The organism is Pseudomonas cichorii, from assembly GCF_003700275.1.
GTDB lineage: Bacteria > Pseudomonadota > Gammaproteobacteria > Pseudomonadales > Pseudomonadaceae > Aquipseudomonas > Aquipseudomonas cichorii_B.
Window position 1 is genome coordinate 49,234 of sequence record NZ_RBRE01000075.1, and the last position, 20,703, is coordinate 69,936.

General features: G+C 60.0%; 17 protein-coding genes. 11 read left to right on the forward strand and 6 right to left on the reverse strand.

All coding sequences use genetic code 11. The features are described from left to right. Window positions 1-184 precede the first annotated feature (184 nt). On the forward strand, window positions 185-631 hold the full coding sequence (locus ALQ04_RS19785; protein WP_122317430.1) for a response regulator: 447 nt from the start codon (window positions 185-187) through the stop codon (window positions 629-631). Between the two features lie 67 nt (window positions 632-698). Here ALQ04_RS19785 and ALQ04_RS19790 read toward each other — a convergent pair whose 3' ends face one another. Beyond that, window positions 699-2,873 (reverse strand): malate synthase G, encoded by a 2,175-nt coding sequence (locus tag ALQ04_RS19790; RefSeq protein ID WP_122317431.1) that lies wholly within the window; start codon window positions 2,871-2,873, stop codon window positions 699-701. A gap of 318 nt (window positions 2,874-3,191) precedes the next feature. Here ALQ04_RS19790 and ALQ04_RS19795 point away from each other — a divergent pair, with 318 nt between their 5' ends. After that, window positions 3,192-3,710 (forward strand): glycine cleavage system protein R, encoded by a 519-nt coding sequence (locus tag ALQ04_RS19795; RefSeq protein WP_122317432.1) that lies wholly within the window; start codon window positions 3,192-3,194, stop codon window positions 3,708-3,710. A 328-nt stretch (window positions 3,711-4,038) separates the two neighbouring features. Here the strand turns inward: ALQ04_RS19795 and rarD are convergent, their stop codons facing one another. The 5 genes from rarD to ALQ04_RS19820 all read right to left on the reverse strand — a co-directional run bounded on the left by rarD (window position 4,039) and on the right by ALQ04_RS19820 (window position 9,673). Beyond that, window positions 4,039-4,926: an EamA family transporter RarD gene (gene rarD, locus ALQ04_RS19800; protein WP_122317433.1), complete on the reverse strand. Its 888-nt coding sequence runs from the start codon at window positions 4,924-4,926 to the stop codon at window positions 4,039-4,041. 94 nt (window positions 4,927-5,020) lie between these two features. Next, on the reverse strand, window positions 5,021-5,995 hold the full coding sequence (locus ALQ04_RS19805; protein WP_122317434.1) for a serine/threonine protein kinase: 975 nt from the start codon (window positions 5,993-5,995) through the stop codon (window positions 5,021-5,023). 127 nt (window positions 5,996-6,122) lie between these two features. Further along, window positions 6,123-8,024, reverse strand: a complete 1,902-nt coding sequence (locus tag ALQ04_RS19810) for a PhoX family phosphatase (RefSeq protein ID WP_122317461.1) — start codon at window positions 8,022-8,024, stop codon at window positions 6,123-6,125. A gap of 82 nt (window positions 8,025-8,106) precedes the next feature. Next, the gene (locus ALQ04_RS19815; RefSeq protein WP_122317435.1) at window positions 8,107-8,871 is read right to left on the reverse strand and encodes a TOBE domain-containing protein; all 765 of its coding nucleotides are present in this window, start codon (window positions 8,869-8,871) and stop codon (window positions 8,107-8,109) included. 67 nt (window positions 8,872-8,938) lie between these two features. Further along, the gene (locus tag ALQ04_RS19820; protein ID WP_122317436.1) at window positions 8,939-9,673 is read right to left on the reverse strand and encodes a ComF family protein; all 735 of its coding nucleotides are present in this window, start codon (window positions 9,671-9,673) and stop codon (window positions 8,939-8,941) included. A gap of 91 nt (window positions 9,674-9,764) precedes the next feature. Between ALQ04_RS19820 and bioB the strand changes: the two genes are divergently transcribed. From bioB to ALQ04_RS19865, 9 genes are all read left to right on the forward strand, one after another. Next, entirely contained in the window at window positions 9,765-10,823 is a 1,059-nt protein-coding gene (bioB, locus tag ALQ04_RS19825) for a biotin synthase BioB (RefSeq protein ID WP_122317437.1), read from the forward strand. Window positions 10,824-10,888: 65 nt separating this feature from the next. After that, window positions 10,889-12,079 (forward strand): 8-amino-7-oxononanoate synthase, encoded by a 1,191-nt coding sequence (gene bioF / locus ALQ04_RS19830; protein ID WP_122317438.1) that lies wholly within the window; start codon window positions 10,889-10,891, stop codon window positions 12,077-12,079. Next, a complete protein-coding gene (locus ALQ04_RS19835; protein ID WP_122317439.1) occupies window positions 12,072-12,803 on the forward strand; it encodes an alpha/beta fold hydrolase in 732 nt (243 codons plus the stop codon). The genes bioF and ALQ04_RS19835 overlap by 8 nt, the downstream gene beginning before the upstream one ends. Beyond that, window positions 12,796-13,605 carry a malonyl-ACP O-methyltransferase BioC gene (gene bioC / locus ALQ04_RS19840; RefSeq protein WP_122317440.1) on the forward strand — a complete coding sequence of 270 codons (810 nt, stop codon included), beginning with the start codon at window positions 12,796-12,798 and terminating at the stop codon, window positions 13,603-13,605. Before ALQ04_RS19835 ends, bioC begins: the two co-directional genes overlap by 8 nt. 28 nt (window positions 13,606-13,633) lie before the next feature. Continuing rightward, a complete protein-coding gene (gene bioD, locus ALQ04_RS19845) occupies window positions 13,634-14,320 on the forward strand; it encodes a dethiobiotin synthase (protein WP_122317441.1) in 687 nt (228 codons plus the stop codon). Between the two features lie 156 nt (window positions 14,321-14,476). Continuing rightward, window positions 14,477-14,773: a pyrroloquinoline quinone biosynthesis protein PqqE gene (locus tag ALQ04_RS19850; protein ID WP_095068362.1), complete on the forward strand. Its 297-nt coding sequence runs from the start codon at window positions 14,477-14,479 to the stop codon at window positions 14,771-14,773. 323 nt (window positions 14,774-15,096) lie between these two features. Further along, window positions 15,097-16,902: a phenylacyl-CoA dehydrogenase gene (locus tag ALQ04_RS19855; RefSeq protein ID WP_122317442.1), complete on the forward strand. Its 1,806-nt coding sequence runs from the start codon at window positions 15,097-15,099 to the stop codon at window positions 16,900-16,902. 239 nt (window positions 16,903-17,141) lie between these two features. Further along, window positions 17,142-18,440 (forward strand): diguanylate cyclase, encoded by a 1,299-nt coding sequence (locus tag ALQ04_RS19860; RefSeq protein ID WP_122317443.1) that lies wholly within the window; start codon window positions 17,142-17,144, stop codon window positions 18,438-18,440. Window positions 18,441-18,662: 222 nt separating this feature from the next. Beyond that, window positions 18,663-20,441 (forward strand): acyl-CoA dehydrogenase C-terminal domain-containing protein, encoded by a 1,779-nt coding sequence (locus ALQ04_RS19865; protein ID WP_122317444.1) that lies wholly within the window; start codon window positions 18,663-18,665, stop codon window positions 20,439-20,441. The last annotated feature ends 262 nt before the right edge of the window (window positions 20,442-20,703 follow it).

Here is a 20,703-nt window from a genome sequence, read left to right on the forward strand (position 1 = left end):
CGCAGTGCCCATTGGACGTAAGTCTTACGCTGCAGGTTGTGCATCGGTTGGCGGGGTTCTTGTAGAACTGTTTTGACGAACGCACGGGATCGCGCTCGAATATCTGGCTGGGAAGCCTGTAAAGTGCGCCGCAGGTTTAGCCTGATCTGCTGTCAGAATTAGTCCAGGGAATGATGAGACGGTAATGATTGACCACGACATCTTGAGTGATGAAGAGCGCGACGCCCTTACAGAGGTCATGCTCCAGTCCAATCGTGATTTGCCCCAGCGGGTGCTGATCGTCGATGACGACAGCGATGCCCGTGAACTGCTGGCGGAAATTCTTAGCCTCAACGACATCAGTTGCATGACTGCCGGTGGTGGCAACAGCGCAATGGAACTGCTTCAGACCCGTCAGTCCATCGGGCTGCTGATCACCGATCTGCGCATGGCGCCTTGCGACGGGCTGGACCTGATCCGTCAGGTACGCGACTCCGAACGCGCCGCCTTGCCGATCATCATCGTTTCCGGTGATGCCAACGTGCGCGACGCCATCGATGCGATGCACTTGAGCGTGGTGGATTTTCTGCTCAAACCCCTCAATACCAAGCAACTGGTCAAGCTGGTCAAGCGTGAGCTGGGTATGGCCTGAGCTCCGGTTCGCGAATGAATTCGCTCCCACATAATGTGTAGGAGCGACTTCAGTCGCGAAAGCCACACTACCTGTTTTGCGCCTTGAACTCCCGACGCCGACGATGCAAGACCGGTTCGGTGTAGCCGTTAGGCTGGCGGGTGCCTTCTATCACCAGCTCGACCGCCGCCTGGAACGCGATATTGCTATCGAAGTCAGGAGCCAGCGGACGGTATAGCGGGTCGTTGGCGTTCTGCCGATCTACCACTGGTGCCATGCGCTTGAGGCTTTCCAGTACCTGGGCTTCATTGACCACGCCGTGGCGCAGCCAGTTGGCCATGTGCTGACTGGAGATGCGCAGGGTTGCGCGGTCTTCCATCAGGCCGACGTCATTGATGTCCGGCACTTTCGAGCAACCCACGCCCTGATCGATCCAGCGCACCACGTAGCCAAGAATGCCCTGGGCATTGTTGTCCAGTTCGTTGCGGATTTCTTCCGGCGTCCAGTTGACCTGTGGTGCCAGCGGGATGGTGAGGATGTCATCCACCGAAGCCGGTGCTCGCTGGGCCAGTTCTGCCTGCCGGGCGAATACATCGACCTTGTGATAGTGCAAGGCGTGCAGTGCCGCCGCGGTGGGTGATGGCACCCAGGCAGTGTTGGCGCCTGCCAGCGGATGGGCGATTTTCTGTTCCAGCATCGCCGCCATAAGGTCCGGCATGGCCCACATGCCCTTGCCGATCTGGGCTTTGCCCTGCAGGCCGCACTTGAGGCCGATATCGACGTTGGAGTTCTCGTAGGCACCGATCCACTTCTCGGCTTTCATCTGTGCCTTGCGCACTACCGGGCCGGCTTCCATGGAGGTATGGATTTCGTCGCCGGTGCGGTCCAGGAAACCGGTGTTGATGAACACCACACGCTCGCTCGCTACCTGGATACAGGCCTTGAGGTTGACCGTGGTGCGGCGTTCCTCGTCCATGATCCCGACTTTCAGCGTGTTGAGCGGCAAGTTCAGGACCTGTTCGATGCGCCCGAACAGCTCGTTGGTGAACGCCGCTTCTTCGGGGCCGTGCATCTTCGGTTTGACGATGTACACCGAGCCGCTGCGGCTGTTGCTGCGCGAGGTGTTGCCCTTGAGGTTGTGGATCGCGGCAAGGCTGGTCAGCAGGCCATCGAGAATGCCTTCCGGCACTTCGTTGCCCTGCTTGTCGAGGATTGCATCGATGGTCATCAGGTGACCCACGTTGCGGATGAACAGCAGTGAGCGGCCATGTAGCGTCACTTCGCCACCGTCGACCGTGGTGTAGACGCGATCAGGGTTCATGGTGCGGATGAAGGTTTCGCCGCCCTTGGACATTTCTTCGGCCAGATCGCCTTTCATCAGGCCCAGCCAGTTGCGATAGACCACGACCTTGTCATCGGCGTCGACTGCGGCGATGGAGTCCTCGCAGTCCATGATGGTGGTCAGCGCGGCTTCCATCAGGATGTCTTTTACGCCTGCCGGATCTGTCTGGCCGACCGGGCTGGAGGCATCGATCTGGATCTCGAAGTGCAGGCCATTGTGCTTGAGCAATACCGAGAACGGCGCAGAGGCATCGCCCTGGAAACCGATCAGTTGTGCATCGTCCTTGAGGCCGGTATTGCTGCCGCCCTTGAGGCTGATGACCAGTTTGCCATCGATCAGTTTGTAAGCAGTGGAATCCACATGCGAGCCGGCAGCCAGAGGCGCGGCTTCGTCGAGGAAAGCGCGGGCGAAGGCAATCACCTTGTCGCCGCGAACCTTGTTGTAGCCTTTGCCCTTTTCCGCGCCGCCTGCTTCGCTGATGGCATCTGTGCCATAGAGGGCATCGTACAGCGAGCCCCAGCGGGCATTGGAGGCGTTGAGAGCGAAGCGCGCATTCATCACCGGCACGACCAGTTGCGGGCCGGCCATGGTGGCAATTTCTTCATCGACGTTTTGCGTCGTGATCCGCAAGTCCGCCGCTTCTGGCAGCAGATAACCGATTTCCTGCAGGAAAACCTTGTAAGCCGAGGCGTCGTGGGCCTGTCCGGCATTGAACTGGTGCCAGGCATCGATACGTGCCTGCAAGTCATCACGTTTGGCGAGCAGGGCTCTGTTCTTCGGCGCAAGCTCGTGGATCAGTTTGTCCGCTCCGGCCCAGAACGCTGAGGCATCGATGCCGGTTCCAGGGATGGCTTCGTTCTGCACGAAGTCGAACAGGACTTTGGCGACCCGCAGGTCACCGACTTGAACGTACTCAGTCATTACACTTGCCTCACTCTGCTCAGCAGGTCGAGCTCACTCAGGGAGCGCTCTCTTATTGGTTTCGATGTTATGTAGTGCGCGCCGCGGAATACTACATGAGGAGCAGCGGTGGAGAGCGAATATGTCACCAAACGACTGAATTTTCACGTCTGGTCACGCCGCAGCCACGGATGTTCTCAAAAATGGCGACGATTGTTCCAGATAATTATCAAAACGGTACACGCTTTGCGCTTTACGGCACCCGGGTGAACCTTGCCTATACTTTCGCGACAGCCGCCGAGGTCTGACGGTATCTATTCGAGCAAGAGGAAGTCAGCTGTGGATCATCTCGTAGTCACTGTGGTTGCTCCCGACAAACCGGGACAGGTCGAGCGTATCGCCAAATGCATTGCCGAGCATGAAGGCAACTGGCTGGAGAGCCGCATGTCACGCATGGCCGGGCAGTTCGCCGGCATCCTGCGGGTGAGCGTACCGCCGGAAAAACACGATGAACTGATCCAGGCCCTGCAAGTGCTGTCGGTGCATGGCATTCATGTACAACTGGCCGAAAGCACTGCCGAGGTAGTCGGCAGCTGGAAAACCATCAACATGGAACTGGTGGGCAACGACCGCCCCGGCATCGTGCGCGACATCACCCGCCTGCTTACCGAACAGGGCGTCAACGTCGAAAGCCTGATCACCGACATCACCCCCGCGCCGATGAGCAGCGAACTGCTGTTCCACGCCGACGCCGTGCTTGGCGTGCCCTTGACCCTTTCACTGGAAGATTTGCAGGCCCGGCTTGAAACCCTGGCGGATGATTTGATGGTGGAGTTGGTGTTGAGCGCTGAGGGCTGAAGTGGACAGGCAAGGCGCTTTCCGTGCATCGAAGTATCAAGTCCTCCATGAGTTCTGTGAGCTGATTTTTGGATTTCTCAGACCGAACAGGCTTCTCACGGATTGACGTGTAGTCAGGTTATCCAGATTAATCGTGCACCCGCCTGTGGATAACCTGGGGAGACTACCTTGCGCGCCATAGCCAGCAAGGCTTCGCGGGGTTTGATCAAAAATTCAACAGTTTCAATGGCTTGTGCACAAATAAGGTGAACCTGCCTGTGGATAACCGTTGGAGAACCCTTTGCAGGCCATGTAGAACGTGGCTTGCAAAGAGTTGGCTGTTTTTTGATCAGCTACGGCGCCGTAGCCTCAGCCAGGCATCAATGCTGTAGATCGCCAGGCCTGCCCAGATAAAGACGAAGGTGACGATGGTGCTGGTGCTCAGGTGTTCGCCGTAGAGCATGACTGCCAGGGCGAGTACCAGAGTCGGGGCGATGTACTGCAGGAAGCCCAGAGTGGTGTAGGGCAAGTGGCGGGCGGCGGCGTTGAAACACACCAACGGTATCAGCGTGACCGGGCCGGCAGCGGCCAGCCACAGCGCCTGGCTGGTGCTCCAGAATTCAGGCTGCGCGGTTTGTGCCATGGGGTTAAACAGCAACCAGGCCAGAGCCAGCGGTACCAGCATCCAGGTTTCCACTACCAGGCCGGGCAGGGCGGCGACCGGTGCTTTCTTGCGGATCAGGCCGTAGAAGCCGAAGGTCAGCGGCAAGATCAGCGAAACCCACGGCAGATTGCCGACCTGCCAGACCTGCTGGGCAACTCCGGCAGCGGCCAGTCCTACCGCCAGCCATTGCAGCCGTCGCAGGCGTTCACCCAGCAGCAACATGCCGAGCAGCACGTTGACCAGTGGATTGATGTAATAACCCAGGCTGGCTTCGACCATGCGCCCGTTGTTCACGGCCCAGACGTAAACCATCCAGTTGCTGGCGATCAGGGTGCCGCTGAGGGCCAGTACCGCCAGTCGCTTGGGGTTTTCGCGCAGCTCGCGCCACCAGCCGGGATGCTTCCAGACCAGTAGCAGCAAGGAGCCGAACAGCGCCGACCAGATCGCCCGATGAATGATGATCTCAAGGGCGGGAACGGCGGAGAGGAGTTTGAAATACATCGGGAACAGGCCCCAGATGATGTAAGCGCACAGGCCAAGAATATATCCACGGCGTGGATCGGCAGCTTGCATGGAACGTCCTTTTACTCAGAAACGGGTGACGGGTTTTTACAGTGGTGACGCATGTGCCGCAGGCTTGCGGAGCGGTGCGGCGCACATGACGGGGTCAGAACAGTTTCAACGGTTCCTCGTTGAGGGCTGACAACTGTTCGCGCAAGGCCAGGATGTGGTCGCCCCAGTAACGCTCGGTGCCGAACCACGGAAAGCTGCGCGGGAAGGCCGGATCGTCCCAGCGGCGGGCCAGCCAGGCGCTGTAGTGCATCAGGCGCAGGGCGCGCAGTGGTTCGATCAGGGCCAGTTCGGAAGGATCGAAGTCGTGAAATTCGTTGTAACCGTCCATCAGTTCCGACAGTTGCCCCAGACATTCCTGACGATCACCGGCCAGCATCATCCAGATGTCCTGTACGGCGGGTCCCATACGGCAGTCGTCCAGATCGACAATGTGGAACATTTCGTCGCGACACATCATGTTGCCCGGATGGCAGTCGCCATGGATGCGGATATTGGTGTGCGGCGTAGCGGCGTAAGTATCTTCGATACGCTTGAGCAGGTCGCGGGCCACCGATTCGTAAGCCGGTAGCAGGCTGCGTGGAATGCAGTCGTTGTTCAGCAGATAGTCGAGCGAGTCATGGCCGAAGTTTTTCACGGCCAGGGCTTCGCGATGCTCGAACGGCCGGGTTGCGCCTACGGCATGGATGCGTCCCAACAACTGGCCCAGGCGATAGAGCTGGTCGAGATTGCCGGGCTCCGGCGCTCGGCCGCCACGGCGCGGGAACAGCGTGAAGCGGAAGTCGCCGTGCTCGAACAGGGTTTGCCCGTTGTGTACCAGCGGGGCGACCACCGGCACTTCGACTTCTGCCAGCTCGAAGGTGAAGCTGTGCTCTTCAAGAATCGCTTCGTTGCTCCAGCGCTGTGGGCGATAGAACTTGGCGATCAGCGGCTGCTCGTCTTCGATGCCGACTTGATAGACCCGGTTTTCATAACTGTTGAGGGCCAGGATGCGCGCATCGCTGAAAAAACCGATGCTTTCTACAGCGTCGAGAACGAGGTCGGGGGTGAGTGTTGCAAACGGGTGGGCCATGCTGACTCCTGCGCGCAGCAGGTCGCCGCGTTCGACCGCTGATGGTAACGCAGACTGGCCGGGGTCCGCCAAACTGTCTGGCGGACAGGCCACCTGCCGATGTATCACCGTCGCGGCTGGCGGGACATCAGGCGCCGATCACGCCGCCGTCTTCCCGGGTAATCACCATCACCGAAGAGCGCGGTTTGCCGTTGGGCAGGTGCTCGGGGAAGGTAGAGCCGCCGTTCTCGCCAGGGTGCTGGATGCCGACAAACATGGTCTTGTAGTCCGGCGCGAAGCTGATGCCGGTCACTTCGCAACCGATCGGCCCGACCAGGAAGCGGCGGATTTCCCCCGTCTGCGGGTCGGCGCAGAGCATCTGGTTATTGCCCATGCCGGCGAAGTCACCCTTGTTGCTGGAATCGCCGTCGGTCTGTATCCACAGGCGACCTGCGGCGTCGAAACTCAGGCCGTCCGGGCTGTTGAACATGTTCTGCGGGTTGATATTGCTCGACCCGCCCTGTGGCGTTCCGGCATGTACCACCGGATTGCCCGCGACCACGAACAGATCCCACTCGAACTCCATGGCCGAGGCATTATCTCCGGCTTCCTTCCAGCGCAGGATTTGCCCGTACTGGTTCTTGGCCCGCGGGTTCGGCCCGCCAACCGGCTGGCCGTCATCGCCACGCTTGGCGTTGTTGGTCAGCGTGCAATAAACCTGGCCGTCCCTGGGGCTGACCACGATCCATTCCGGGCGGTCCATGCGCGTGGCTTTCACCACACTGGCCGCCAGCCGCGCATGGATCAGCACTTCGGCCTGGCTGTTGAAACCGGCAGCGGCATCCAGGCCGTTCTTGCCGTGGGTCAGTTCGATCCACTGGCCTTTGCCTTTCGGGCGGTCCGGGTTGCTGTCGCCGCCGTCGAACTGCGCCACATACAAGGTGCCGTGATCCAGCAGGTTGCGGTTGGCCTTGGGGTCCTGGTGGTCGATCTTGTCGCGGCTGATGAACTTGTAGATGAATTCGCCACGTTCATCGTCGCCCATGTACACCACGGCGCGTCCGCCCCTGGTTTCGGCCAGCGCGGCGTTTTCATGCTTGAAGCGGCCCAGCGCAGTACGTTTGAGCGGCGTGGATTTGGGGTCGAACGGATCGATTTCGACCACCCAGCCGTGACGGTTGACCTCGTTGGGGTTTTTGGCCACATCGAAGCGCGGGTTGTGCTGATGCCAGTTGATGTCCTTGCTGGCGCTCACCACGCCGTAACGCTTGAGGCCGGCATCGAACTTCTGCTCCGGGTTGCTGCTGCCGAAACAGTCGGTGAAATTCTCTTCACAGGTCAGGTAAGTGCCCCACGGCGTCTTGCCGTTGGCGCAGTTCTGGAATGTACCCAGGGCATGGGTGCCGCTCGTGTCGGCGTCGGTCTTGAGCCATTCGTGACCGGCAGCCGGGCCGCTCAGGTCGATGGGCGTATTGCCATGAATGCGGCGGTTGTACGGCGAGTCTTGCACGAACTGCCACTGGCCGTTCTTGTGCTGGACTTCAATGACCGATACGCCTTCGGCAGCCAGTGCCCTCTGCACTTCTTCGGCCGATTGCGGCTCCTTGCCGTGCTCGAAGAGGTAGCGGTAATTGGTGTATTCGTTGTTGATTGCCATCAGGGCGCGGTCTTTGTGCCCGGGCATCGGAAACAGGCTCATGCCGTCGTTGTTGTCGCCGAACTGCACTTCCTGAGCCTTTGCTGTGCCTTTGCCGCTGGCATCGAACGCCGGTCCGCCGGCCTGCAGTGGCTGGCCCCAACTGATGAGAACCGAAGAGGTATAGCCCGCTGGCAGGCTGATGCTGTCGGCAGTGGCGACCGGAATGCTGGCAAAACCCAGTAACGGGCTCGATGCAGCGCTGACACTGTTGGCCAGAGCGCTACGGCTCAGCAGGCTGCCGCCCAGGAACATCGCTGCGCCGCACAGGGCACCTGCGCCAATGAATCCACGGCGAGTGAGGCCGACCATCTTTTCGAGGTCGGTTGATTGATTTTCTTCTAATAATTTCATCATCACGGCTCCCACAGAGGTGGCAGCCACGATAATTGCCCTATATGACGAAATTGTGTCGCGGCGATGACGACACAGACGCTTACAAAAGCGTGCCCAGCAATACCAGCGCGGGAGCAAAGCGGACCTGCACCCGACTGCCGGTTTCCAGCCCCAGCGCCAGTAGCTGCCCGGAAGGCGCCAGGGCACACAGGGTCTGGCCGCCAGGCAGATTGATACGAACTTCCGAGGGGCCGTCTTGCGCTTCAAGTACGGCTTCGATCAGGCCGAACAAGCAATTGTTTCCATTTGTTTCTTCGTGCTCATGGGGATACAGCTCAAGCCAGCCTGCCTTGATCAGGGCAACCACATCGGTATCGATATGCAGGTCCAGGCGCAGGGTGCTGTCGTGGGTGATCTGCGCCTCGATGAATATTTCGCCGGCCATCTGCAGACGAATATGGTCGTTGTGCCCCTGACGGTTGATGCTCACGATCCGGCCCAGCAACTGGTTGCGGGCGCTGGTGCGCAGGGTCAGGCGGTTGAGCAGGTCGAGGTCGGCGCTTTCTTCGGTGGCTTCCAGCACTTGCGCCTGCAACGTCTGCAAGCGCTGGTAGAGACGCAGTACGCGCTCGCCTTCGACTGAGAGTTTCGCACCGCCGCCACCACGTCCGCCGACGCTGCGCTCCACCAGCGGTTTTTGCGCCAGATTGTTCAGTTCATCGATGGCATCCCAGGCCGCCTTGTAACTCAAGCCGGCACTCTTGGCCGCCCGGGTAATGGAGCCTTGTTCGGCAATGTGTTGCAGCAACTCGATACGCTGTGGGCGACGAACCATGTGTTGCGTCAGCAGAGTCGGTAAGGGCATGGCGGCAAGTGGCTGGCTGATGGAAACCGCGAGTGTAAGACAAGTCGGCTTCTGGTGAGTGAAGCGATCATCCTCCTGGCTTGGGTGTCCGCGCCAGACAATAGATATCCACCCGCTGTGCGCCGTTCTTGAGTAGCACGCGGCTAATGACATCGGCTGTGGAACCTGTGGTCAGCACATCGTCGACCAGCGCCAGATGCCTGCCTTGGACCCAGGCCGGATCGGTAACCTTGAACGCGCCGTTCAGGTTGCGTTTGCGGCCTTTGGCGTCCAGACCTTGCTGGGCGGTTGTTTCGCGAATCCGCAGTAACTGGCGCTCGTCCACTGTCAGGTCCAGGGATTTGCCAAGCCAGCCTGCCAGCATGGCCGCCTGATTGTAGCCGCGCTGGCGCAGGCGCTTGCTGGCCAGCGGGACGGGCAACAGGCAATCGGGGCGCGGCAGGCCCTCGTCGAAGCGGTGTTGCAGAAACTGTCCGTACAGTTCCGCCAGCAGTCGGCCCATGGGCCATTGGCTCTGGTGTTTGAAGCGGGTGATCAGGCTGTCCAGGGGAAAGTCGTACAGCCAGGGCACGACCACTTCCGTGAATGCAGGCGGCTGTTTCAGGCACTGTCCGCAGCTCAGGCCGGAAGCGGGCAGTGGCAGCGCACAATGCAGACATTGTTCGCCCAGCCACGGCAGTTCGGTTTCGCAGGCGACGCAGATGGGCAAGGGTGTATCGCTGAATTCATCGCACAATAAACAGGTTTGTTTGTTTTTTAACCAGATGTAAACCTGATGTTTGTAATCTGGTTGACAGTGCATGGCTCTTCCTTAAATATGCCGAACATCCGTGTAGCGCTTGTGGGCATTCCTCGCCTTGGCGCATTGCCCAAAAAAACCAAGGAGCCGCCCGATGAGCGCCAGCACCACCGCCACTTTGCGTCACGACTGGACTTTAGCCGAGGTCAAGGCGCTGTTTGTACAGCCATTCAATGACCTGCTGTTTCAGGCGCAGACGGTGCACCGCGCTCACTTCGACGCCAACCGCGTCCAGGTTTCCACCTTGCTGTCGATCAAGACCGGCGCCTGCCCGGAAGACTGCAAGTACTGTCCGCAGTCCGGCCACTACAACACTGGCCTGGAGAAGGAAAAGCTGCTGGAAGTGCAGAAGGTGCTCGAAGAGGCCGCACGCGCCAAGGCCATCGGTTCGACCCGCTTCTGCATGGGCGCCGCCTGGAAACATCCTTCGGCCAAGGACATGCCCTACGTGCTGGAAATGGTCAAAGGCGTGAAAGCCATGGGCCTGGAAACCTGCATGACCCTCGGTCGCCTGGATCAGGATCAGACCGAGGCGCTGGCCCAGGCCGGTCTGGATTACTACAACCACAACCTCGATACCTCGCCGGAGTTCTACGGCAACATCATTACCACCCGCACCTACAGCGAGCGTCTGCAGACCCTGGCCTATGTGCGCGATGCGGGAATGAAGATCTGCTCCGGCGGCATCCTGGGCATGGGCGAGTCGCTGGACGACCGCGCCGGGCTGCTGATCCAGTTGGCGAACCTGCCCGAGCATCCCGAGTCGGTGCCGATCAACATGCTGGTGAAAGTCGCGGGCACGCCGCTGGAAAACGCCGAAGAAGTCGATCCGTTCGATTTCATCCGCATGCTGGCCGTGGCCCGCATCCTGATGCCGCAATCCCATGTTCGTCTGTCGGCCGGTCGCGAGGCAATGAACGAGCAGATGCAGGCCCTGGCGTTCTTCGCCGGTGCCAACTCGATTTTCTACGGCGAAAAACTGCTGACCACCGCCAACCCGCAGGCCGACAAGGACATGCTGTTGTTCTCGCGTCTGGGCATCAAACCCGAAGCCCGCGAAGAGCATGCCGATGAAGTGCATCAGGCCGCCATCGAGCAGGCGCTGGTCGAGCAGAAGAGCAGCGCGATGTTCTACGACGCCGCGTCTGCCTGATCCCTGTGAGCGGGCCGGCTGCGACTGGCCCGCTTTGAATCTCCTTTCCGAAGACCGGGGCCTGCATGTCTTTCGATCTCCGCGCGCGCCTCGATGCGCGTCGCGCCGAACATCTCTATCGCCAGCGCCCGTTGCTGCAAAGCCCGCAAGGGCCGCAGGTAATCGTTGATGGTCAGCCGCTGGTGGCTTTCTGCAACAACGATTACCTGGGCCTGGCCAATCATCCTGAAGTGATCGCCGCCTGGCAGGCGGGTGCTGAGCGCTGGGGTGTCGGCGGCGGTGCATCGCATCTGGTGATCGGTCACAGCGGCCCGCATCACCAGTTGGAAGAAGCCTTGGCCGAATTCACCGGTCGCCCGCGGGCGCTGCTGTTTTCCAATGGTTACATGGCCAACCTCGGTGCCGTGACGGCGCTGGTCGGGCAGGGCGATACCGTGCTGGAAGACCGCCTCAATCACGCTTCGTTGCTGGATGCCGGTTTGCTCAGCGGCGCGCGCTTCTCGCGTTATCTGCACAACGATGCGGCCAGCTTGCAGGTGCGTCTGGAAAAGGCCATCGGCGATACGTTGGTGGTCACCGATGGTGTGTTCAGCATGGATGGCGATATCGCCGATCTGCCCGCGCTGGCGCAGGCCGCAAAGGCCAGAGGCGCCTGGTTGATGGTGGACGATGCCCACGGTTTCGGCCCGCTGGGTGCCAACGGTGCCGGGATCGTCGAACATTTCGGCCTGGGCCTGGACGATGTACCGGTGCTGGTGGGGACGCTGGGCAAGTCGTTCGGCACCTCGGGGGCTTTTGTCGCCGGTAGCGAGGAGTTGATCGAAACCCTGATCCAGTTCGCCCGGCCTTACATCTACACCACCAGCCAGCCGCCCGCGCTGGCCTGCGCCACACTCAAGAGCCTGGAACTGCTGCGCAGCGAAGATTGGCGTCGTGAGCATCTGGCAGGCTTGATCAAACAGTTCCGCAGTGGTGCCGAGCAGATCGGCCTGCAACTGATGGACAGCTTCACGCCGATCCAGCCGATCATGATCGGCGATGCCGGGCGTGCCTTGCGCCTGTCGCAGATGCTGCGCGAGCGCGGTTTGCTGGTGACCGCGATCCGCCCGCCTACCGTGCCGGCTGGCAGCGCCCGTTTGCGCGTGACTCTGTCCGCTGCGCACAGTGAAGCCCAAGTGCAGCTATTGTTGAATGCACTGGAGCAGTGTTATCCGCTGCTGGGTGCAAGTGAACCGATGGAGTCCGAGCATGCGTGATCGCTTGATCCTGCTACCCGGCTGGGGCCTTGGTGTCTCGCCACTTGAGCCGCTGGCGGCCGCCTTGCGCGGGCTGGACGAACATCTGCGGGTCGAGATCGAACCCTTGCCGGAACTCGACAGCTGCGACCTTGAGGAATGGCTCGACGAACTGGATGCCAATATCCCGAGCGGTGCCTGGCTGGGCGGCTGGTCGCTGGGCGGCATGCTGGCTGCGGAGCTGGCGGCACGGCGCGGCGATGATTGCTGCGGGTTGCTGACCCTGGCCAGCAATGCCAGCTTCGTGACCCGCGGAGCGTGGCCCCATGCGATGGCTGAAGGTGACTTCGCGGCCTTTCTGGCCGGTTGCTCGGCCGACGCCGATGCGACCTTGAAGCGCTTCAGCCTGCTGTGTACTCAAGGCGCCGAAGACCCGCGTGGTTTGTCGCGCCTGCTCAAGGCCGGTGCACCGCATACCTCGACCGGCACGCTGGTCGATGGCCTGAAAGTGCTGGAGCAGCTCGACACCCGCAGTGCCTTGCAGAGCTACCGCGGCCCGCAACTGCATCTGTTTGCCGGTCACGATGCATTCGTTCCGGCCGAGGCCGCAGGTGATCTGCTGGCACTGTTGCCGGATATTGAAGTTGGTCTGATTGAACAGGCCAGCCATGCCTTCATCCTGGAAAACCCTCACGGAGTGGCTGCGGCGATCCAGGCCTTTTTGCATGAGTCGGGCGATGACTGATCTTTCCCACGTCAAATTACCGGGCGGCTTGCCCGACAAACGTCAGGTCGCCGAATCGTTTTCCCGGGCTGCCGGCAGTTACGACAGCGTGGCCGATTTGCAGCGGGCTGTCGGCCATGAGCTGTTGGCGCGCCTGCCTGAAGAATTGAGCCCTTCGCGCTGGCTGGATCTGGGCTGCGGCACCGGCTATTTCAGCCGGGTGCTGGGACAGAAGTTTCAGGACAGCGAAGGTGTTGCGCTGGATATCGCCCAGGGCATGCTGCGCCATGCCCGGCCATTGGGTGGTGCCCGTCACTTTGTGGCAGGCGATGCCGAGCGCATGCCGATGCAGGCACAAAGTTGCGAACTGATTTACTCCAGCCTTGCGGTGCAATGGTGTGCGGACTTTGCTGCGGTACTCAGTGAGGCGCGCCGGGTGTTGCAGCCTGGCGGTGTGTTCGCGTTTTCCAGCCTGTGTGTTGGCACCTTGCATGAGCTGCGCGAAAGCTGGCAGAGCGTCGACGGGCTGGTGCATGTCAATCGTTTCCGTGAGCTGGATGACTATCGCCAGTTGTGTGCGGCCAGCGGTTTGCGGGTGCGCAGCCTTGAGGTTCGGCCGCATGTGCTGTATTACCCGGATGTGCGCAGCCTGACTCATGAACTCAAGGCACTGGGCGCCCACAACCTCAATCCCGGACGCCCCGGCGGCTTGACCGGCAGGGCGCGGATCATGGGCCTGGTCCAGGCATATGAAAGGTTTCGTCAGGAGGCCGGGCTGCCCGCGACTTATCAAGTGGTCTATGCGGTACTCGAAAACAACTGATGGACTTGCGAGACAAGGAAGGCCGCCGATGAGTGTTGCGTATTTCATCACTGGGACCGATACGGATGCTGGCAAGACCACGGTTGCTGCGGGTCTGCTGCATGCTGCCCGGCTGTCCGGTCTGAGCACGGCGGCAGGCAAGCCGGTCGCTTCCGGCAGTGTGATCACGCCGCAAGGCCTGCGTAATTCAGATGCATTGGCCTTGCTGGCCGAGTGTTCGCTGCCGCTGAGCTATGACGACGTCAATCCCTGGGCATTCGAGCCCGCCATTGCCCCGCATCTGGCCGCTCGCGAAGCGGGTGTGGCGCTGACGGTGAATTCGTTGCTGCAGCCCATGCGGCGCTTGCTGGACAGAAACGCCGACTTCACCCTGATCGAAGGCGCTGGCGGCTGGCGGGTGCCCCTGGCCGATCAGAGCAACCTGTCCGATCTGGCCATGGGCCTGGGCTTGCCGGTGATTCTGGTGGTGGGCGTGCGTCTGGGCTGTATCAACCATGCCTTGTTGAGCGCCGAAGCCATCGCGCGTGACGGCCTGCAGCTGGCGGGCTGGGTGGCCAATATCATTGAGCCCAGGACTTCGCGGCTGGAAGAGAACCTTGCGACCCTGTCCGAGCGTCTGCCCGCACCTTGCATCGGCCGGGTGCCGCGCTTGAAGAAATCGACTGCCGATGCAGTGGCGGAACACCTGCATCTGGAACTGCTCGACGGATTTTGAAACATATTCACTATGTCGCTGATGCATAAGGGGCTTTTGCCCCGTTCAAGACAGAACCTATTATCCGGCTATGTGCCATTAGTCTTTTTGTCGAGTATTCCGCTGCATTTACTGGTTCAATAGCACTTGTTCGCTATTTGAACTGAGGACCGGCTTATGCAAATCACCATGAACAATACTCTCTATCCAGGCCTGAGCGCGATTCAGGTTGGGCAGGAGCGTGTCGATCAGGCGGCCACCCAGATCGCCAGCACCAATATCGAAGTGTCCGGCAGAAGCCAGTCTTCGGATTTCCAGCTTGAGAACCTGCGCTCGGTCGACCGTAGCCAGCGTTCCGATCTGCCGGCCAACATCGTTGAGCTGGCCGCTGGCAAAGAGCAGATCCAGGCTGGCCTGGCTGCGCAGAAAGCCAGCGACGAAGCACTGGGTACGCTGATCGATACCTACGCTTGATCCCCTGCACGCCGTGCCTTCCGCGCACGGCGTCATTTTCTGAATTTCACGCTATCAACCGCTTGTATCGCCACCGCAACTCCTCTTCCCTCAACTAGACTCACTGCATCGTTTTGCAAACGCTGTATGCCTTTGTGTGCGCGCTCTGTAGCGTATCGATGACAAACGGTGTGTGAAGCGCTATTGACAAGGTTTAGGCGTAAACGTATGTTTCAAACACCTGTTTGACCGTAAGGCATACGAGATTGTCTGGTGCCTGGGAGACTGCTCCCGGCGACCGACCGGTCATTCGCTCCAGGATTCATCAGCAGAGGTTTATCGCTATGCCTGAATATAAGGCCCCCTTGCGTGATATTCGTTTCGTTCGTGATGAGCTGCTCGGTTATGAAGCGCACTATCAAAGTCTGCCGGCATGCCAGGACGCAACACCTGACATGGTCGACGCCATTCTTGAAGAAGGCGCCAAATTCTGTGAGCAGGTGCTGGCTCCCCTGAACCGGGTCGGCGATACCGAGGGCTGCACCTGGAGCGAGGCGGGCGTGAAAACGCCGACCGGTTTCAAACAGGCATACAAGCAATTCGTCGAAGGCGGCTGGCCAAGCCTGGCGCATGATGTCGATCACGGCGGCCAGGGCCTGCCCGAGTCGCTGGGTCTTGCGGTCAGCGAGATGGTGGGCGAGGCCAACTGGTCATGGGGCATGTACCCAGGCCTGTCCCACGGCGCGATGAACACCATTTCCGAACACGGTACGCCCGAGCAGCAAGAGGCTTACCTGACCAAGCTGGTGTCCGGCGAATGGACCGGCACCATGTGCCTGACCGAATCTCACTGCGGTACCGACCTGGGCATGCTGCGTACCAAGGCCGAGCCTCAGGCCGATGGTTCCTACAAGGTCACCGGCACCAAGATTTTCATCTCCGCTGGCGAACATGACATGGCCGACAACATCGTCCATATCGTGCTGGCGCGTCTGCCGGATGCTCCGGCGGGCACCAAGGGTATTTCGCTGTTCATCGTTCCCAAGTTCCTGCCAACTGCCGATGGCGGCATCGGTGAACGTAACGCGGTGACCTGTGGCTCGCTCGAACACAAGATGGGCATCCACGGCAACGCCACCTGCGTGATGAACTTCGATTCGGCCAAGGGCTTCCTGATCGGTCCGCCGAACAAGGGCCTGAACTGCATGTTCACCTTCATGAACACCGCTCGCCTGGGCACTGCACTGCAAGGTCTGGCCCACGCTGAAGTGGCGTTCCAGGGCGGCCTGAAATACGCCCGCGATCGTCTGCAGATGCGTTCGCTGACCGGCCCCAAGGCGCCGGAAAAGGCTGCTGACCCGATCATCGTGCACCCTGACGTGCGCCGCATGCTGCTGACCATGAAGGCTTTCGCCGAAGGTACGCGGGCCATGGTGTACTTCACGGCCAAGCAGGTCGATATCGTCAAGTACAGCGAAGACGACGAACAGAAGAAAGCCGCCGATGCACTGCTGGCGTTCATGACCCCGATTGCCAAGGCCTTCATGACCGAAGTGGGCTTCGAGGCTGCCAACCATGGCGTACAGATCTATGGTGGCCACGGTTTCATCGCCGAATGGGGCATGGAGCAGAACGTTCGCGACAGCCGCATCTCGATGCTGTACGAAGGCACCACCGGCATCCAGGCTCTCGACCTGCTGGGCCGCAAGGTCCTGATGACTCAGGGCGAAGCGCTCAAGGGCTTCACCAAGATCGTGCACAAGTTCTGCCAGGCCAACGAAGGCAGTGAAAGCGTTCAGGAGTTCGTCACGCCGCTGGCTGCGCTGAACAAGGAGTGGGGCGAACTGACCATGAAAGTGGGCATGGCCGCCATGAAGGATCGCGAAGAAGTCGGTGCCGCTTCGGTGGATTACCTGATGTATTCCGGTTATGCCTGCCTGGCCTACTTCTGGGCCGACATGGCGCGCCTGGCGGCCGAGAAGCTGGCAGCCGGTACCTCCGAGCAAGCGTTCTATACCGCCAAGCTGCAGACTGCGCGCTTCTACTTCCAGCGCATCCTGCCGCGTACCCGTACGCATGTCGCCGCTATCCTTTCCGGTGCCGGCAACCTGATGGACATGAAAGAAGAAGACTTCGGCCTGGCTTACTGATAAGCCCGGTCGCTGTGCAAAGCCGTCTGGCCCTCCGGGGTCAGGCGGCTTTTTAGTGTTTGCATGAAAGAGCTGGCAAACCGCCTTCTTTGCTCACTCAATCAATAAACCTTTTCGATCTGCTGCCGTTACAGAAAAGTAGCCCGCTATCAATCCTGCTGTATGCATTGCTCACTGGATAGAGGCACAATGCCATTACTCCAGATATTCACTCCGATGCCGAGTAGGAGATATTCCCCTTGTTGCGTCCATCCGCTGCACGCTTGAGCCATTTTCTTCCTTCTGCAGCTTTGTTCGTTGCAGGACTGGCGGCTGCCTACGTCAAGGACCTGAACGTTTTCTTCACCTCCCTGTTCAATGTGTTGCCGACCCTGGTATTGCTGCTGGGTGGTGCTTATTGCTGTGTGTATCGACGCCAGCGTGAGCTGTTTCTGATGATCACCGTCTACACCGCTTATTTCCTGCTGGATACCCAGACTGATTACTACCGCGACAACGGCAAGGTCCGGGAAGATGCGGCGGTGATCTTTCACTTGGTCTGCCTGCTCTTGCCAGTCTTGTTCGGGCTGTATGCCGCCTGGGAGGAGCGCACTCACCTGTTCCAGGATCTGGTGGCGCGTATCGCGGTGCTGGTTGCGGTGGGCAGCGTTGCCTTCGGCCTTGAGCAGAGCTACCCCGTTGAAGTGCAGACCTGGCTGGCGGATATTCGCTGGCCGGCATTGCATGGTTCGTGGATGAGCCTGATCCAGCTGTCATATGCGATGTTTCTGGGCTCGTTCGGCCTGCTGATCTGGCAATACCTGGAAAAACCCCGTCCCTTGCACGCCGCGCAGCTCGTCGGATTGCTGGGGCTTTTCTGGGCCTTGCCCAAGACCTTCATCCTGCCGTTCACCCTGAATATTCTATGCAGCCAGGTGATGCTGATGATTGCCGCCGCCGTCGCCCATGAGGCTTACCAGATGGCGTTCCGCGATGAACTGACCGGGCTGCCGGGACGTCGGGCACTCAATGAGCGCATGCAGCGACTGGGGCGCAACTATGTGCTGGCCATGAGCGACGTCGATCACTTCAAGAAATTCAACGATACCCATGGCCACGATGTGGGCGATCAGGTGCTGCGTCTGGTAGCCAGCAAGCTGTCGAAGATCACCAATGGCGGCGGGCGTGCTTACCGTTATGGCGGTGAGGAGTTCGCCATCGTCTTCGCGGGCAAGACTCTTGAGGAATGCCTGCCGCATCTGGAAGCCATCCGCGAGAGTATCGCCAATTACGAAATACTGCTGCGCAACAAGGATGATCGCCCCAAGGACGACCAACAAGGCCGACAGCGACGGGGCGCGACCGCCTCGAACAGTGTTTCGGTGACGGTCAGTATCGGTGTTGCCGAGCGTCAGCCGGAGCAGCGCACTCCCGAAGAAGTGCTCAAGTCTGCCGACCAGGCGCTCTATGCCGCCAAGGGCGCAGGCCGCAACTGTGTGATTGCCCACGGCCAGCAGAATCGACGCGGCGCGGTGCGCACTGCCGAACCCACAACTTGAGATAGACGATTCAGGATCGTACGGTGCAGTCTGTCGGGCAGCGCCGTGTCTTTTCGTCGGTCAGATTTGGGTGTGACTTGTTTATTATTTATAGTCACGCCATGACCCTATGTCTCTGAAACGTTGTTCGGTTAGACTCTTGGACATTGCCACCTGATCCGGCATGCCGCATGCCTGGATCTTCTTTTTCAGGTTTCCAGTTCCTTGCTTGTGAGGTTTGTCATGGCTGACTACAAAGCGCCATTGCGCGATATGCGTTTCGTCCTCAATGAAGTGTTCGAGGTTTCCAGGCTCTGGGCCCAGTTACCGGCTCTGGCCGAAACGGTCGATGCCGAGACAGTCGATGCGATCCTCGAAGAAGCGAGCAAGGTATGCAGTAAAACCATCGCTCCGCTCAGCCGTAACGGCGATGAAGAAGGTTGCCACTGGAACGACACCGTCGTGACTACCCCGGCCGGTTTCCCCGAAGCCTATCGGATTTACGCCGAAGGCGGCTGGGTCGGCGTTGGCGGCAATCCGGATTTCGGCGGCATGGGCATGCCCAAGGTGGTTTCGGCGCAGGTCGAGGAAATGCTCAACTCCGGCAGCCTGGCGTTCGGCCTGTACCCGATGCTGACCACTGGCGCCTGTGTCTCGATCAATACCCACGCCAGCGAAGAACTCAAGGCGACTTACCTGCCGAACATGTATGCAGGCACCTGGTGCGGTTCGATGTGCCTGACCGAAGCCCATGCGGGCACCGATCTGGGCATCATCCGCACCAGGGCCATTCCTCAGACAGACAACTCCTACAGGATTACCGGCAGCAAGGTGTTCATCACCGGTGGTGAGCATGACCTGACCGAGAACATCATCCATCTGGTCCTCGCCAAGTTGCCCGATGCGCCAGCCGGTCCCAAAGGCATTTCGCTGTTCCTGGTGCCCAAGTTCATGGTCAACCAGGACGGCAGCCTGGGTGAGCGTAATACCGTCAGTTGCGGCTCCATCGAGCACAAGATGGGCATCCAGGCTTCGGCCACCTGCGTGATGAACTTCGACGATGCCATCGGTTATCTGATCGGCGAGCCCAACAAGGGCCTGGCGGCGATGTTCACCATGATGAACTACGAGCGTCTGGGCGTTGGCATCCAGGGGCTGGCTTCTGGCGTGCGCTCTTACCAGAACGCCGTGGAATATGCCCGCGACCGCCTGCAAAGTCGTGCGCCAACCGGTGCGCAGAACAAGGACAAGGCCGCTGACCCGATCATCGTCCACCCTGACGTACGGCGCATGCTGCTGACCATGAAGGCCTTCAACGAAGGTGGCCGGGCGTTCTCCAGCTATGTGGCGCTGCAACTGGATATCGCCAAGTTCAGTGAAGACGAAGCCGCTCGTCAGCGCGCCGATGACCTGGTGGCCTTGCTGACGCCGGTCGCCAAGGCCTTCCTCACCGATATCGGGCTGGAAACCACGGTGCATGGCCAGCAAGTATTCGGTGGTCACGGCTACATTCGCGAGTGGGGCCAGGAGCAACTGGTTCGTGACGTGCGCATCACCCAGATCTACGAAGGCACCAATGGCATCCAGGCGCTGGATCTGGTGGGGCGCAAGATTGTCGGTTCGAACGGCGCGTTCTATCAGTTGTTCGCCGACGAGGTCCGCGAATTCATCAACGGTGCCGACGGTTCCCTGGCCGAATTCACCAGGCCTCTGGGCTCTGCGCTGGATATGCTCAATGAACTCACCCGCTGGGTACTGGACCGTGCGCGGGCCAACCCCAACGAAATCGGTGCTGCTTCCGTGGAGTATCTGCACCTGTTCGGTTACACCGCCTATGCCTACATGTGGGCAATGATGGCCAAGGCTGCGCAGGGCAAGGAAGGGCAGGAGGAGTTCTACGCCAGCAAGTTGAGCACGGCGCGTTTCTACTTCGCACGCCTGCTGCCGCGTATCCATTCCCTGAATGCCAGCGTGCGCGCCGGCAGCGAATCGCTGTTCCTGATGGATGCGTCACAGTTCTGAGATTACAGTCTGTAAGCATTTGCTTACATGTTGTGTTGGCTTTTTGCCTCTTCCCTAAAAATGGATCCAAAGTTACTCTAAATCCATGGACGTAGCGCAGGATGCGCAATAAGACATAACAGGGACACGAAGGGATGCCTGCCAGGACGGCGGGGCGAAAGGGATATCAGGGAAACAGTCTGGAAAGCCCCGCTTAGGCGGGGCTTTCTTTGTTTGCGTGATTTTTATAATGGCGGTGTGCCAGAGCGGGTGGAACCCTTGC

Excerpts from the sequence above, each read along its gene's own strand:
- ALQ04_RS19785 (WP_122317430.1), top strand. The coding sequence starts at position 185 with ATGATTGACCACGACATCTTGAGTGATGAAGAGCGCGACGCCCTTACA.
- ALQ04_RS19790 (WP_122317431.1), bottom strand. The coding sequence starts at position 2,873 with ATGACTGAGTACGTTCAAGTCGGTGACCTGCGGGTCGCCAAAGTCCTG.
- rarD (WP_122317433.1), bottom strand. The coding sequence starts at position 4,926 with ATGCAAGCTGCCGATCCACGCCGTGGATATATTCTTGGCCTGTGCGCT.
- ALQ04_RS19805 (WP_122317434.1), bottom strand. The coding sequence starts at position 5,995 with ATGGCCCACCCGTTTGCAACACTCACCCCCGACCTCGTTCTCGACGCT.
- ALQ04_RS19810 (WP_122317461.1), bottom strand. The coding sequence starts at position 8,024 with ATGAAATTATTAGAAGAAAATCAATCAACCGACCTCGAAAAGATGGTC.
- ALQ04_RS19815 (WP_122317435.1), bottom strand. The coding sequence starts at position 8,871 with ATGCCCTTACCGACTCTGCTGACGCAACACATGGTTCGTCGCCCACAG.
- ALQ04_RS19820 (WP_122317436.1), bottom strand. The coding sequence starts at position 9,673 with ATGCACTGTCAACCAGATTACAAACATCAGGTTTACATCTGGTTAAAA.
- bioB (WP_122317437.1), top strand. The coding sequence starts at position 9,765 with ATGAGCGCCAGCACCACCGCCACTTTGCGTCACGACTGGACTTTAGCC.
- bioF (WP_122317438.1), top strand. The coding sequence starts at position 10,889 with ATGTCTTTCGATCTCCGCGCGCGCCTCGATGCGCGTCGCGCCGAACAT.
- ALQ04_RS19835 (WP_122317439.1), top strand. The coding sequence starts at position 12,072 with ATGCGTGATCGCTTGATCCTGCTACCCGGCTGGGGCCTTGGTGTCTCG.
- bioC (WP_122317440.1), top strand. The coding sequence starts at position 12,796 with ATGACTGATCTTTCCCACGTCAAATTACCGGGCGGCTTGCCCGACAAA.
- bioD (WP_122317441.1), top strand. The coding sequence starts at position 13,634 with ATGAGTGTTGCGTATTTCATCACTGGGACCGATACGGATGCTGGCAAG.
- ALQ04_RS19850 (WP_095068362.1), top strand. The coding sequence starts at position 14,477 with ATGCAAATCACCATGAACAATACTCTCTATCCAGGCCTGAGCGCGATT.
- ALQ04_RS19855 (WP_122317442.1), top strand. The coding sequence starts at position 15,097 with ATGCCTGAATATAAGGCCCCCTTGCGTGATATTCGTTTCGTTCGTGAT.
- ALQ04_RS19865 (WP_122317444.1), top strand. The coding sequence starts at position 18,663 with ATGGCTGACTACAAAGCGCCATTGCGCGATATGCGTTTCGTCCTCAAT.